General features: G+C 46.8%; 19 protein-coding genes. 2 read left to right on the top strand and 17 right to left on the bottom strand.

From position 1 onward, the window contains the following. Nucleotides 1–203: 203 nt before the first annotated feature. Nucleotides 204–437, bottom strand: a complete 234-nt coding sequence (locus tag HP570_RS26900; protein ID WP_012684012.1) for a hypothetical protein — start codon at nt 435–437, stop codon at nt 204–206. A gap of 115 nt (nt 438–552) precedes the next feature. Then, complete coding sequence (locus HP570_RS26905) at nt 553–1,206, bottom strand: stage II sporulation protein M (RefSeq protein WP_087351544.1); 654 nt, start codon at nt 1,204–1,206, stop codon at nt 553–555. Between the two features lie 124 nt (nt 1,207–1,330). On the opposite strand from HP570_RS26905, the gene pdaB reads away from it, so the two are divergent. Beyond that, nucleotides 1,331–2,101: a polysaccharide deacetylase family sporulation protein PdaB gene (gene pdaB, locus HP570_RS26910; RefSeq protein WP_173627745.1), complete on the top strand. Its 771-nt coding sequence runs from the start codon at nt 1,331–1,333 to the stop codon at nt 2,099–2,101. A gap of 26 nt (nt 2,102–2,127) precedes the next feature. Here the strand turns inward: pdaB and HP570_RS26915 are convergent, their stop codons facing one another. Next, on the bottom strand, nt 2,128–2,715 hold the full coding sequence (locus HP570_RS26915) for a KinB-signaling pathway activation protein (protein ID WP_172143217.1): 588 nt from the start codon (nt 2,713–2,715) through the stop codon (nt 2,128–2,130). A 125-nt stretch (nt 2,716–2,840) separates the two neighbouring features. Here HP570_RS26915 and gerD point away from each other — a divergent pair, with 125 nt between their 5' ends. Then, nucleotides 2,841–3,497, top strand: coding sequence for a spore germination lipoprotein GerD (gene gerD / locus HP570_RS26920; RefSeq protein WP_012684008.1), 657 nt, complete (start codon nt 2,841–2,843; stop codon nt 3,495–3,497). A gap of 52 nt (nt 3,498–3,549) precedes the next feature. Here the strand turns inward: gerD and HP570_RS26925 are convergent, their stop codons facing one another. From HP570_RS26925 to infA, 14 genes are all read right to left on the bottom strand, one after another. Beyond that, the gene (locus HP570_RS26925; RefSeq protein ID WP_173627746.1) at nt 3,550–4,662 is read right to left on the bottom strand and encodes a P-loop NTPase; all 1,113 of its coding nucleotides are present in this window, start codon (nt 4,660–4,662) and stop codon (nt 3,550–3,552) included. Between the two features lie 111 nt (nt 4,663–4,773). Further along, complete coding sequence (cwlD, locus tag HP570_RS26930) at nt 4,774–5,490, bottom strand: N-acetylmuramoyl-L-alanine amidase CwlD (protein ID WP_137031380.1); 717 nt, start codon at nt 5,488–5,490, stop codon at nt 4,774–4,776. 125 nt (nt 5,491–5,615) lie between these two features. After that, nucleotides 5,616–6,008, bottom strand: a complete 393-nt coding sequence (rpsI, locus tag HP570_RS26935; RefSeq protein WP_005828788.1) for a 30S ribosomal protein S9 — start codon at nt 6,006–6,008, stop codon at nt 5,616–5,618. Nucleotides 6,009–6,028: 20 nt separating this feature from the next. Continuing rightward, the gene (gene rplM / locus HP570_RS26940) at nt 6,029–6,466 is read right to left on the bottom strand and encodes a 50S ribosomal protein L13 (RefSeq protein ID WP_012684005.1); all 438 of its coding nucleotides are present in this window, start codon (nt 6,464–6,466) and stop codon (nt 6,029–6,031) included. Between the two features lie 252 nt (nt 6,467–6,718). Then, nucleotides 6,719–7,453: a tRNA pseudouridine(38-40) synthase TruA gene (gene truA, locus HP570_RS26945; RefSeq protein WP_172143219.1), complete on the bottom strand. Its 735-nt coding sequence runs from the start codon at nt 7,451–7,453 to the stop codon at nt 6,719–6,721. Beyond that, nucleotides 7,450–8,247, bottom strand: coding sequence for an energy-coupling factor transporter transmembrane component T family protein (locus HP570_RS26950; protein ID WP_012684003.1), 798 nt, complete (start codon nt 8,245–8,247; stop codon nt 7,450–7,452). The genes truA and HP570_RS26950 overlap by 4 nt, the downstream gene beginning before the upstream one ends. 2 nt (nt 8,248–8,249) lie before the next feature. Then, on the bottom strand, nt 8,250–9,122 hold the full coding sequence (locus HP570_RS26955; protein WP_173627747.1) for an energy-coupling factor transporter ATPase: 873 nt from the start codon (nt 9,120–9,122) through the stop codon (nt 8,250–8,252). Then, entirely contained in the window at nt 9,098–9,949 is an 852-nt protein-coding gene (locus HP570_RS26960; RefSeq protein ID WP_173627748.1) for an energy-coupling factor transporter ATPase, read from the bottom strand. The genes HP570_RS26955 and HP570_RS26960 overlap by 25 nt, the downstream gene beginning before the upstream one ends. A gap of 168 nt (nt 9,950–10,117) precedes the next feature. Then, the gene (gene rplQ, locus HP570_RS26965) at nt 10,118–10,477 is read right to left on the bottom strand and encodes a 50S ribosomal protein L17 (RefSeq protein ID WP_012684000.1); all 360 of its coding nucleotides are present in this window, start codon (nt 10,475–10,477) and stop codon (nt 10,118–10,120) included. Nucleotides 10,478–10,533: 56 nt separating this feature from the next. Next, nucleotides 10,534–11,478, bottom strand: a complete 945-nt coding sequence (locus HP570_RS26970; RefSeq protein WP_005828801.1) for a DNA-directed RNA polymerase subunit alpha — start codon at nt 11,476–11,478, stop codon at nt 10,534–10,536. Between the two features lie 156 nt (nt 11,479–11,634). After that, a complete protein-coding gene (gene rpsK / locus HP570_RS26975; RefSeq protein ID WP_005828803.1) occupies nt 11,635–12,036 on the bottom strand; it encodes a 30S ribosomal protein S11 in 402 nt (133 codons plus the stop codon). A gap of 16 nt (nt 12,037–12,052) precedes the next feature. Then, on the bottom strand, nt 12,053–12,421 hold the full coding sequence (rpsM, locus tag HP570_RS26980; RefSeq protein ID WP_012683999.1) for a 30S ribosomal protein S13: 369 nt from the start codon (nt 12,419–12,421) through the stop codon (nt 12,053–12,055). Nucleotides 12,422–12,442: 21 nt separating this feature from the next. After that, nucleotides 12,443–12,556: a 50S ribosomal protein L36 gene (rpmJ, locus tag HP570_RS26985; RefSeq protein ID WP_003333770.1), complete on the bottom strand. Its 114-nt coding sequence runs from the start codon at nt 12,554–12,556 to the stop codon at nt 12,443–12,445. Nucleotides 12,557–12,590: 34 nt separating this feature from the next. Next, entirely contained in the window at nt 12,591–12,809 is a 219-nt protein-coding gene (infA, locus tag HP570_RS26990; RefSeq protein ID WP_003333772.1) for a translation initiation factor IF-1, read from the bottom strand. Nucleotides 12,810–12,844 lie beyond the last annotated feature (35 nt).

Raw genomic sequence — 12,844 nt, forward strand, 5'->3', positions numbered from 1 at the left:
ATCAAACTCTCCAATAAAGTTTGTTACTGGTTCAAAGCTGGCAAATCGTTTAATGATAGACTCATTAACGCTTTCGCTGTTCAGTTTTCAAGGAGCAATTTCCTGTCCTCAGTGTTCATCGTTATTTGTGATGGCGTCTTAAGGACAAGAACTAATCTATCACGTGACCTATCTTTGAGTCAATATGTTTTTTAAAAAAGATTTTAAGTATAATGCTCCTCCCCGAGTTTTCTGCGTCTGACATACTTGGATAACTCATTGGGAGAAGCGATTCTTGCGTACATGCGAAACATGATCGAGTACCTCTCCTCCATGGCCCGCTTCACTAGATGATCAATTCGTTTATCGCTAAAATCAAGGAGCATCTCTTCCAGCTCACGTTTTAACAAGTATTCAAGTTCCTGTACTTCTTTCGTATTAAACAAAAACCCTAGCAACGATATCGCCCTCCGCCTTACGAGTCTCTCCTCTATCCTTTCCATCAAAATTCAGCCCTATTCAAAATAAAAAGCCCTCCGTTTAGGAAGGCTTCAATTTGTTTGCAAATCTGAATTATTTCAGTAAGTTCAATTGCTGCAGTTGTTGGCCCACCGTTTCCTTGAGAAGGGTTGGAGTTATCGTGCTCTCCACAATGGCAGCGACGAATAACAAAACGACCACAGTAAGAACCGCTAATGGAAATTGCTTGAGTGTATCGTACCAGTCATTTTTCAATCTTGCCAGCTTTTGCGGTTGGATTAGAACTCCCACTGAGCGTAAACTCAGCACCCCTAAACGAATACCCACTCCTGCTGCAAACAGGATAGCTGGGAGCTCAAAAATTCCATGTGGCAAAATTCCTGCACTAAAAATAAGCCATGGACTTACTCCGACGCCGCTGTATTTGAAAAAGATAAATCCAAGCAGCACTCCATTCGTGAGCATTCCAATTATAGGAAATAACGCAAACAATATTCCTAGCGCCATCATCATCAATGCACTAAAAACATTATTGGAAAAAATCGTCCAGAATACCGCTAAAGGTCCGCCGCCGTTATCCTTTATCCGTTCAGCAATTTCCTTCAATTGACCCATCATTTTACCGACCATCTCTTCAACGAGCGGTGCTTGAAAATACCCAATCAAGGCCCCACCCAAAAATAGTAAGCATGCGGCGAAGAAATAGTTTCGGTTATCAAGCCATAAATGCCGCAATCGATTGCCCATGCACCACACCCCTTTACTGCCTCATAATTCACTATATGCATTGTACCTCAACAATAGCCAACAGGCCAAAGAATATCCTTGTCTTCCCTGCATAAACTGTTATCGGACAAAGGAGGTACTATCCATGAAATTCATTTACGTGATCAGCGCGAAACGATTAAAGCAAATCTTAATTATTGTCGTGGCCATCGTGCTAACAGCCGGATTTGGTTATGCGGAACGCGATTCAATTGCTGCCTTTGCTGAAGGTGCCAGCACGCAAGCCCCCCAAGCTATTTATAAGGTCGACACCAAAGAAAAGAGAATCGCCCTTACCTTTGATATCAGCTGGGGAGAGACACGAGCATTACCTATACTGGATGTGCTGAAAGAAAAAAAGGTAAACAAAGCGACCTTTTTCCTCTCCTCTCCTTGGAGTCAACGACATCCGGACATCTTGAAACGAATCAAAGAGGATGGTCTAGAAATTGGTTCGCACGGTCACAAGCATGATAACTACACCAAATACTCCGATGAAGAAATTCGCTCCCAAATGGGCAAAGCGGACTCCATTTTAACTGAAATGACTGGAAAAAAACCAACGCTCATTCGGATGCCCAATGGTGATTTTGACAAACGAGTGCTGGAAATCGCGAATCGTATGGGGTATTCCGTCATCCAATGGGATACGGACTCAAAAGATTGGACCAATCCGGGAACAGATGTGATCATCAATAATGTATTATCCAAAGCTCATCCAGGCGACATCGTCCTGATGCACGCGAGCGATTCTGCAAAAGATACACATCTTGCCCTCCCAGTGATCATTGATCAACTTCGCAAGGATGGCTATGAATTCGTTACAGTATCTGAACTCATTTCGGGTACAAGTGTAGAAAGCAAAGAAGTTCACTAAAACCAAAAAAGCTGACCTTCATTGGGTCAGCTTTCTCTTTTTACCAGACGATGCAATTGCATGACTTGCCAGACGTTACAAAACAATAGTGGGACTAGCATGGACAGTGTTGCACGCACATTATCTTCCTTCAATGCTGGAATCCATTCCAGTGCCGTAACAACAAACATAAAGAAGGTCGTCGGTATCCATGCAGATTTATTGGTCAGACTTACTTTTCCATATGCGGTAACAATAGCAACAATCAATAATAGCGTTGGCTCAATAAAGTATAGGCCAAATCCTTTTCCTTCACCGAAGGACGTATAGCGAAGATAAATCATATCGAAAAAGACAAACAAAATAAGAAATACTTGGACGCTTTTCCATAGGGAAGCGGTTTTGAATATTGTTTTGGCGAAATAATTAATCGTCATATACGCAAAAAAACCCATCTGAGCCACAATGCTAATGGTCATTCCATACAGTAGGTACATGAACAAGCCGACAAAAAAGTTACCGGTGCTTCCTCCAAGCAGCTTGTCCAGATCAAAAATAAGGGCAACCAGGATCCCACCTAATCCCCCAAGCAAGAGTGTGGTAATAAAAAGCCATCCATACTTACGCAAACTCACCAAGTATTCCCTCCCATCCACATCGAATATGATTGTACCAATGGATACAAGAAAATACTAGCGTAAGAACAAAACAAAATGCACACGTTACTTGTAGGCAGAGTAAAGAAGGAGGTGTCCACCCCATGAGAAAAAAGACGATGTCTTTTTGGTTAACCGCTCTTGTCTGTCTGGTTCTTACCAGTTGCGGGGGTGGCGGACAAGCGCAAAGTTCGTCTCAGCCTGATTATAAAAGCGTCAAAGACATGGTGCTGGACATATTGCAGACGGACGAAGCGAAGCAATCTGTAGGGAAAATGATGAAGGATGATAAGTTCAAACAAAACCTGATGCTGGACGAGTCGACAGTGCGGACAACTTTGATTCAAAGCATGACGAATCCCAATAACACGCACATCAAAGAAGCGTTTAAAGACCCTAAGTTCGCAAGCGCCATGGCAAAATCAATGAAAAACGAACAAAAAACGCTAATGAAGGACCTAATGAAGGACCCTGAATACCAAAAAGAGCTCATAAGCGTAATGAAAGACCCTGAGTTTGAGAAAAATTTGATGGACCTGATGAAAAGCTCTGCTTATCGACAGCAAACCATGCAAGTGATGAAGGATTCCTTGCAAAGTCCTTTGTTCCAGGCTGAACTCATGAAGATCATGACCAAAGTATCCGAGGACCTGACAAAGCCAAAGGAACTGAAGCCGAAGAAAAAAGGAAAAGGAAAAGAAGGTAAAGGTGGAGGTTCCGGCGGAGGTTCTTCTGGCGGAGGCAGCGGTAAATCTTCTTAAAACGAAAAGGTGAGCTCTATTGTAGAGCCCACCTTTTTCATCTTCTTGGATCTTACTGTTTGACGGCTTCCCCGCATTTTTCTATGACACGTTTGGCCATATCGATGTAAAGCTGACCAATTTCGGTCTTTCCTCCATAGATGGATGGGGAATAATCAGGTTCAGATGGATGATTATCCGGTTGTCCCAGCGGAATTTGAGCGAGCAGCTCACATGTCAATGTCTCGGCAAGCTTAGCTCCTCCACCACGCCCGAATACGTATTCTTTCGAACCATCCTTTGCTTCGTACCATGCCATATTTTCTACAATACCGAGGATTTCATGACCGGTCCGCTTTGCCATAGCGCCTGCCCGTGCTGCTACAAACGCCGCGGTAGCATGAGGAGTCGTTACCACAATCTCCATGCTTTGCGGAATCATGGTGTGCACGTCAAGAGCCATGTCCCCCGTTCCTGGAGGCAAATCCAGCAAGAGGTAGTCCAATTCTTCGCCCCAGTGTACTTCCGTGAAAAAGTTACGCAGCATTTTCCCCAACATAGGGCCACGCCAAATGATCGGAGAGTTGTCCTCCACAAAAAAACCCATGGACATAACTTTTACGTTTTGCTTTTCAACAGGCAGAATGGTTTCGCCAATCACGGTTGGACGTTGTTCAATATTCATCATATCGGGCACGCTAAAGCCGTAAATGTCTGCGTCGATAATGCCCACTTTTTTTCCTAAACGCGCGAGCGCAACAGCCAGGTTCACTGTCACCGTCGATTTTCCGACGCCACCTTTTCCGGAAGTGACCGCGATAAAGGTCGTATTCGAATCCTTCGCCAAGATCGGATTTAAGACGGGAGCTTGTCCCGGTGTCATGTTATGTGTTTGCCCACCTTGGTTCTTACGTAATTGGGCAGACAGAGCCGCACGTTCCTCATCTGTCATTGAACCGAATTGCAGGTGGACTTCTTCGGCTCCTAACGCTTTCACAGCTGCGATGACATCATCCTCGATCTTGGCTTTGAGCGGACAACCCGAAATCGTCAGAACGACCGTGAGACTTACTGTCTTGCCTTCAATATGGATATCCCGAATCATGTTGAGCTCGACCAAGCTACGATTAATTTCGGGGTCTTTTACATCGCGTAGTGCTTCGAGAACCTGTTCTCTGGTCAACATTCTGGTTCACCTCATCTATGATCTTTTCAAACATTTCCATGCTGGTATAACAACAGCGTATGCGCGTTCATTATAGCATATTCGGGCGGGCGGAACACGACCACCGCCCTCTTAAGGTGTAATTGGCGCTTTTTCTCCCGAGTACTGACGCAGTATCCCTTGATAAATGGCATTTGCCATAGCCTTTTGGTATTCAACGCTCTGAAGTCGCTTTGCCTCCTCCGTATTGCTGACAAAGCCTACTTCTACCAAAACGGCCGGGCAGTTAACTTCCCGAATCAAAAACACATTGTTCGTCTTACTCGGAACCCGATCTGTATGACCGATCACCCGTTTGATTTCATCTTGTATCAAATAAGAAACTTCTGCACTCTTTTTGAAGCTAGGGGAATAAAAAGTCTGTGCTCCTGACCATTTCGGAGAAGGGATGGAATTAACGTGTATGCTGACCAAAAAATCCGGTGTACTATCATTGACCAGCCTTACTCGGTTTCGAATATCCTCAGATTTTCGTTTGCGTGCCTGCGCCGCATCTGGACTCGCCAAATCCTTGTCTTCCTCCCTCGTCATAACAACAAACGCTCCTGACTGCTGAAGGAAATCCCGCAAGTACATGCTAATGGCCAAAGTCACTTCTTTCTCAACTACATCCCCGGCTTTGGAAACGGCACCGCCGTCTATTCCCCCATGCCCAGGGTCAATGGCTATGACCGTTCCCGTCAGCGGCAGCGACCATGCCTGCCAGGAAGAACGATCAGGCGCTTCGTAGGTGAACAACAGCATAAGCACGGCAAAAGCTAATATCCAGCCTACTCCTTTTCGTGTCACAGTGTATCGTCCCCTTTGTCCCATTCTCGTTCCATCATATGGACAAACATGGACAAATATACCCGTTTGTGAAAAGGAAAAACCCCCTGCCTGCGAACAGACAAGGGGGTTGTATCGAACAGCAATTAGCGCTTGGAGAACTGAGGTGCGCGACGAGCTGCTTTCAAGCCGTATTTCTTACGCTCTTTCATACGAGGGTCGCGAGTCAGGAAGCCAGCGCGTTTCAGAGCGCCGCGCAGTTCCGGATCTGCTTTCAGCAGAGCGCGAGCAACACCGTGACGGATTGCACCAGCTTGACCAGTGGTTCCGCCGCCGTTTACGTTAACCAATACATCGTAACGACCAAGAGTTTCAGTCAGAACGAGTGGTTGTTTTACGATCAATTTCAGTGTTTCCAAACCAAAGTAAGTATCCATTTCACGCTTGTTGATCACGATGCGACCTTCACCTGGAACCAGGCGAACGCGTGCAACGGAGTGCTTACGACGACCTGTACCGTAGTATTGTACTTGTGCCACGTATATTTCCTCCCTTTACCTTAACCGCGAATTTGCCAAACTTCTGGTTTTTGTGCTGCGTGTGGATGCTCAGTTCCAGCGTATACTTTCAGCTTGGTGAACATTTGACGTCCCAGGCTGTTTTTAGGCAGCATGCCTTTTACCGCCAGTTCGAACATACGATCTGGTCGCTTGTTCAGCATTGCGCCAGCAGTGGTCTTTTTCAAACCACCTGGATACAGGGAGTGAGTGTAGTAAATTTTGTCGTTCAGTTTGTTACCAGTCAATTTCACTTTGTCAGCGTTGATTACAATTACGAAATCGCCAGCGTCAACGTGAGGAGTGAATTCTGGTTTCAATTTTCCGCGCAGGATAGAAGCTACTTCGCTCGCCAGACGACCCAGCGTTTGGCCTTCAGCGTCAACGATGTACCATTTACGCTCAACTTCGAGCGGTTTCGCCATATATGTGGTACGCATTTTTGTCCCTCCTAAATATCTTACCTAACACATTTCCATCTACTTATAACCAAAACAACCGAAACTTGCAATGGAAGATAATTGCTGTTACGGGTGAGCAACTCTTCCAGGTGTTCCATGTAATCACGATCTTGTTTCAATCCCGGGGCTAGAGTGGGGCTAGGCGGGGTTAAAATACCAAGGAATATCGTACTACATAGACGCCCCATAGTCAAGTGCTGCTCGTTCGTCTAATAGTTGGAAATCTGAAAACTAGTAGACAACTTCCCACATGGTCAGACCCTTGGCTGGTGCTGTCTTACCTGCCTTTTCCCGATCACATGCGGCGAGGATTTCCCTCAGTTCAGCAGGGTTTCTTTTTCCTTGCCCTACTTCAACCAAAGTCCCCACAATAATTCGAACCATGTTGTACAAAAAACCGTTGCCTCGGCATGTCACCCAAACCTCGTCTCCGATTTTTTCCACGGAGAGCCCGTACACAGTCCGAACCTTGTCCTCGACGTATGTCTTTGCCGAGCAAAAGGAAGTAAAATCATGTTCACCCACCAAATAATGAGCAGCCTGCTGCATTGCGTCTACATCTAACGGAAACCGGACATGGTCGGCGTAACGATGCCGGAATACATCTGCCACTGGATTGTTGTCGATACAATATCGATATTCTTTTACTTGCACGTCAAAACGCGCATGAAAAGAGGCATCGACCTCTTCGACTGTCCGAATGACAATAGAATCAGGCAATTGATTGTTCAACACAAACCGCCATTTATCCATCGGAATGTTGCTGGACGTGTCAAAGTGAATCACTTGACCGCGTGCATGAACACCCGCATCTGTCCGGCCTGAACCGAAGACTTGGATATCCTCTCCGGTAACCCGATTCAATGCGGCTTCAATTTCCCCCTGGACCGTTACTTGATCTGGCTGTACCTGAAAACCGCTGAAGTCAGTTCCGTCATATGCCAATACACATCGCAGTCGCTTCATGTACGCCACCATCCAATCACGATTACCAAGATCACACTCACAACAGCTACGATTCCATCACGCCAAGTGAACGTCAGCTTATTCAGCCTCGTTCTCCCCACTCCCCCGCGATAGCCACGCGCTTCCATCGCCAAAGCCAGTTCTTCAGCACGCCGAAACGCACTGACGAACAATGGGATAGCGATCGGAATCAGGTTCTTGGCTCTACGTACGAGACTTCCACTGGTGAAATTGGCTCCTCTGGCGGTCTGCGCCTTGATGATTTTATCCGTTTCTTCCATCAGGGTCGGAATGAACCGGAGTGCAATAGACATCATCAGGGCTATATCATGAACCGGTATGCCGATCTTCCCTAGTGGTCCTAGTAAACGCTCCAAACCTTCCGTCAAATCGATTGGAGAGGTTGTCAGTGTTAGTAGGGAGCTAATGAGAATCAAAAGTCCCAACCGCAAAGAAATGAAGATCGCCTGGCGAACTCCCTGTTCTTCTACTGTAAACCATCCCCACTGAAAGTAAACCGTTCCGCCTTTTGTGATAAAAATATGCAAGACTACGGTAAACAAAATCAGGATCCAGACAGGTTTTAAGCTTTTTAATATATAGGACAAGGAAAGCCTAGAAAGAAGTGCAGCATACAAGGTAAAACCAATGAGTATGGCGTACGTAACTGTATTGTTAGCCAGAAAAATCAAGGTAGCAAAAAGAATGATGAAGAGAAGCTTGCTTCGCGGATCTGCACGATGTAAAAAAGATTGCCCTGGTACGTATTGACCAATTGCGATATTCTGCAGCATGCCTAGCCCTCCTTTGGTACGGACAGTCGTTCCAGCAGATGGGCAATCAGCTCTTCCTCCCGATAAAGGGAGCTCGGCAGACTAGCCTTGTCCGGCAGCATTTGATTCATTTGCGATACGAGAGCCACCGTTTCCGGTACATCCAAAGACAGCTCTCGGAGACGATCCACATGCATGAATACTTCCTCCGGCTTCCCCTGCAAAGCTACTTGACCTTGTGCCATCACAAGCAAATAGTCTGCATAGCGGGCTGCCTCTTCCATGCTGTGCGTAACCAATAGTGTCGTGAGGTTTTGTTCCCGATGAATCCGGTAGATCCCTTCAAGAATCGTGACTCGTCCCGCAGGATCAAGACCCGCAGTTGGTTCATCCAATACCAGAACCTTCGGCTGCATGGCAAGAACACCAGCCAAAGCAACACGTCGCATTTGTCCGCCGCTCAAATGAAATGGCGAACGATCCTTGATCGTGGCATAATCCAGGCCAACAATTTCAAGGGACTCCTTTATGCGCGCTTCCACCATTTCCGTTGGCAAGTCAAAATTGAACGGTCCAAAAGCAACATCCTTCGCAACCGTTTCTTCAAACAACTGATGTTCAGGATATTGAAAGACGAGCCCAATATCGCGCCTCTGAGCATGGGGTAATCGTCGCTTTGGAGTAATGACCGCATCACCCAGGGTAATCTGCCCTGAACTAGGCATCAGCAACCCGTTCAAGTGCTGAATCAGCGTTGACTTACCTGAGCCCGTGTGGCCAATAATTCCGACAAACGAACCGGATGGAATCGTCAGCGAAATATTGTGTAAGGCAACTCGCTCGAACGGTGTTCCCTTTGCGTAGATATGGCTTACTTGGTCAAAAGTAATTTGCATACGTGCTCCACCAGCTCCTCTTGATGCAGGACAAACGGTAAATCAATCCCTTTGGACTGAAGTGCGTGTCGCAGTCGTACGGCAAATGGCACATCCAGTCCCACCTGTTTCAAACGATCTACCTCATTAAACACTTCACTCGGCTTACCTTCCATCAGGACTTCACCCGCATTCATGACGATGACCTTATCCGAATAGATGGCTTCTTCCGGAAAGTGGGTAATGTTTATGATCGTAAGTCCCTCATCACGGTTCAGTTGACGAGCCAGGTTCAGCACTTCCATTCTCCCTTGTGGATCAAGCATCGCTGTCGCTTCATCCAAAATGATGACAGAAGGACGCATCGCCATAATCCCTGCAATCGCCACTCGTTGCTTTTGACCACCAGACAGACGATGTGGTTGTGCCTGTAAATAAGACTCCATCCCTACAGAAACGAGCGCCTCATCAATACGATCTCGCATCTCTTTGGGGTCCACACCCATGTTCTCTAGGCCAAAGGCGACATCATCTTCCACAGTGGCCCCAACAATCTGATTGTCCGGATTCTGAAAGACCATGCCAACATGTCGTCGAATTTCCCAAAGCTGCTCCCCATTTTTCGTATCCATTCCACTGATAAGTACTGTGCCGCCTTCTGGAAGCAACAGAGCATTCATCAGCTTTGCCATCGTTGATTTGCCGGAACCGTTGTGACCCAATACGGATACAAAGGAACCTTTTTGAATGGTAAGCTCAACACTTTGTAATACCGGAACCCGTTGGCCATCCTCACCATCGTAGGTATAAGAAACATCTCGCAATGCCAGCAGGTTATCTTCATTCATGAGGCATTCACAACCTCCCCAACCTTCACAGGGAACTGACTAGCAGGATTTCGAAGAGAAAGGAAAAAAGGGTTGAATCAGAGTCCAGCCTATGACCAGATCTGCCCCCACCCTTTTCGCGGTAATCTACCAGGCTTACAACCTGAGTAAATGACCAGTTTACATGTATTAAACGAATTCGATGTACGCCATTGGAGCAGCGTCGCCACGGCGAGGGCCGGCTTTCAGGATACGAGTGTATCCACCGTTGCGCTCTTTGAAGCGAGGAGCGATTTCATCGAACAGTTTTTGAACAGCATCGCGGCCTTCAGCATTCGCAACTTCTTTACGAACGAAAGCAGCAACTTGACGGCGAGCATGCAGATCGCCACGTTTAGCGAGCGTGATCATTTTTTCAGCGATTGGGCGCAATTCTTTCGCCTTCATCTCTGTAGTTTCGATGCGCTCGTTGATGATCAGGTCTGTTACCAAGTCGCGGAACAGCGCTTTACGAGCTGAGCTACGACGACCCAATTTACGTTGTGCCATGTGGTTTACCTCCCTCTTAATCGAGAGAACAAAAGTTTGCTTCTTGGTTTGCTACTCTAGTCGTCGCTGCGCAGGGACAGGCCCAGTTCAGCTAACTTTTCTTGAACTTCTTCAAGAGATTTGCGCCCCAGATTGCGTACTTTCATCATGTCCTCTTCGGTCTTCTGCGTCAGCTCTTGCACGGTATTAATACCGGCACGCTTCAAGCAGTTGTAGGAACGAACAGAAAGATCGAGCTCTTCGATAGTCATCTCCAAGACTTTCTCTTTCTTGTCCTCTTCCTTCTCTACCATGATTTCTGCATCCTTCGCCTCGTCAGTCAGACCGACGAACAGGTTCAGGTGCTCCGTCATGATTTTTGCGCCGAGACTCACGGCTTCTTCCGGACTGATGCTACCGTTAGTCCAAACCTCAAGTGTTAACTTGTCATAGTTGGTCATTTGCCCTACACGGGTATTTTCCACTTGATAGTTAACGCGCTTGATCGGCGTGTAGATCGAATCAATCGGAATCACACCAATAGGCAGATCCTCAGATTTGTTTCCATCAGATTGAACATAACCACGACCACGTCCAGCTGTCATGCGGATATGCAGACGACCGCCATTGGCCAACGTTGCAATATGAAGATCAGGGTTTAAGACCTCCACATCACTGTCAGCACGGATATCTCCCGCTTTGACAACGCCTTCGCCTTCTGCATCGATCTCGATTACTTTTTCTTCATCGGAATGGATCTTCAGCGCCAAGCCTTTGATGTTCAGGATGATCTCGGTTACATCTTCAACGACGCCTTCAACCGTAGAGAATTCGTGAAGAACCCCATCGATTTGAACAGTACGAACTGCCGCGCCTGGCAAGGACGAAAGAAGAATTCGTCTCAGCGAGTTGCCAAGGGTAGTTCCGTATCCGCGCTCTAGAGGTTCTACAACAAACTTTCCATACGAGTTGTCGTCGCTAACTTCCACAACCTCGATTTTTGGTTTTTCTATTTCTATCATTAAACAAACCCTCCTTCAAAACGTCGAAATCCTTGGGTGGGCCGCATACGTGCCCACTCAGGAATTTCCCCGGCGGTTTACCGTTTGCGTGCATGACAAGCTATAAATCAGAATTTACCATTCTAGTATGGACATGTTCTGAACGATATAAACCAGTTACACGCGGCGACGTTTTGGTGGACGGCAACCGTTGTGCGGAATTGGCGTCACGTCTTTAATCATGTTCACTTCAAGACCAGTTGCTTGCAGGGAACGGATCGCAGCTTCACGACCTGCACCTGGGCCTTTTACCGATACTTCAAGGGAACGCATGCCGTGTTCCATAGCAACGCGTGCAGCCGCTTCAGCAGCCATTTGCGCAGCAAATGGAGTGCTTTTACGGGAGCCTTTGAAGCCGAGGGAACCAGCACTGGACCAAGAGATCGCGTTACCGTGTGGATCCGTGATTGTGACGATCGTATTGTTGAAAGTAGAACGGATGTGTGCTACGCCGACTTCAACATTCTTACGGTCACGACGACGGGTACGTGTTGCTGTAGCTTGTTTTCTTTTCGCCATGTCAGATTACCCTCCTTTACTTCTTCTTGTTTGCTACTGTACGGCGTGGACCTTTACGCGTACGAGCATTTGTTTTAGAACGTTGACCGCGAACTGGAAGTCCACGACGATGGCGGATGCCACGGAAGCAACCGATTTCCATCAGACGCTTGATGTTGAGGGAGATCTCACGACGGAGGTCACCTTCTACCTTCACAGTTTTGTCGATGTACTCACGAAGTTTGTTCACTTCATCTTCTGTCAGATCGCGAACACGAGTGTTCATATCTACGCCAGTAGCGGACAGAATTTTTTGAGACGTGGGGCGGCCAATACCAAAAATGTAGGTAAGAGCAACTTCAACGCGTTTTTCGCGCGGCAAGTCTACGCCTGCAATACGTGCCATGTGTCAAAAGCACCTCCTTGTTTACCCTTGTTTTTGCTTATGCTTCGGATTTTCACAAATAACCATTACGTTACCTTTGCGACGGATAACCTTGCATTTCTCGCAGATCGGTTTAACCGAAGGTCTCACTTTCATGGTTCTTGCCTCCCTTTTCTAGGGGTTTTGCTTACTATTTATAGCGGTACGTAATACGTCCGCGGGTTAAGTCGTACGGCGACAGTTCAACAGTTACTTTATCCCCCGGCAGGATACGGATAAAGTGCATGCGGATTTTTCCAGAGACGTGAGCAAGGACTTTATGTCCATTCTCTAATTCTACTCGAAACATAGCATTTGGCAAAGGTTCGATTACCGTACCTTCCACCTCAATTACATCATCTTTTGCCATGGTAAACTCTCCTTTCTTCTGCTCTTCAGTCGGAC

This window comes from Brevibacillus sp. RS1.1 (genome assembly GCF_013284365.1).
Classification (GTDB): domain Bacteria; phylum Bacillota; class Bacilli; order Brevibacillales; family Brevibacillaceae; genus Brevibacillus; species Brevibacillus brevis_D.

Bases quoted from the DNA above. Each gene is read 5' to 3' on its own strand.
- pdaB (WP_173627745.1), top strand. From the start codon at position 1,331: ATGAAATTCATTTACGTGATCAGCGCGAAACGATTAAAGCAAATCTTA.
- rpsK (WP_005828803.1), bottom strand. From the start codon at position 12,036: ATGGCGAAAAGAAAACAAGCTACAGCAACACGTACCCGTCGTCGTGAC.
- rpsM (WP_012683999.1), bottom strand. From the start codon at position 12,421: ATGGCACGTATTGCAGGCGTAGACTTGCCGCGCGAAAAACGCGTTGAA.
- gerD (WP_012684008.1), top strand. From the start codon at position 2,841: ATGAGAAAAAAGACGATGTCTTTTTGGTTAACCGCTCTTGTCTGTCTG.
- HP570_RS26925 (WP_173627746.1), bottom strand. From the start codon at position 4,662: ATGTTGACCAGAGAACAGGTTCTCGAAGCACTACGCGATGTAAAAGAC.
- truA (WP_172143219.1), bottom strand. From the start codon at position 7,453: ATGAAGCGACTGCGATGTGTATTGGCATATGACGGAACTGACTTCAGC.
- rplM (WP_012684005.1), bottom strand. From the start codon at position 6,466: ATGCGTACCACATATATGGCGAAACCGCTCGAAGTTGAGCGTAAATGG.
- HP570_RS26955 (WP_173627747.1), bottom strand. From the start codon at position 9,122: ATGCAAATTACTTTTGACCAAGTAAGCCATATCTACGCAAAGGGAACA.
- HP570_RS26970 (WP_005828801.1), bottom strand. From the start codon at position 11,478: ATGATAGAAATAGAAAAACCAAAAATCGAGGTTGTGGAAGTTAGCGAC.
- infA (WP_003333772.1), bottom strand. From the start codon at position 12,809: ATGGCAAAAGATGATGTAATTGAGGTGGAAGGTACGGTAATCGAACCT.
- HP570_RS26950 (WP_012684003.1), bottom strand. From the start codon at position 8,247: ATGCTGCAGAATATCGCAATTGGTCAATACGTACCAGGGCAATCTTTT.
- HP570_RS26960 (WP_173627748.1), bottom strand. From the start codon at position 9,949: ATGAATGAAGATAACCTGCTGGCATTGCGAGATGTTTCTTATACCTAC.
- rplQ (WP_012684000.1), bottom strand. From the start codon at position 10,477: ATGGCACAACGTAAATTGGGTCGTCGTAGCTCAGCTCGTAAAGCGCTG.
- HP570_RS26905 (WP_087351544.1), bottom strand. From the start codon at position 1,206: ATGGGCAATCGATTGCGGCATTTATGGCTTGATAACCGAAACTATTTC.
- rpmJ (WP_003333770.1), bottom strand. From the start codon at position 12,556: ATGAAAGTGAGACCTTCGGTTAAACCGATCTGCGAGAAATGCAAGGTT.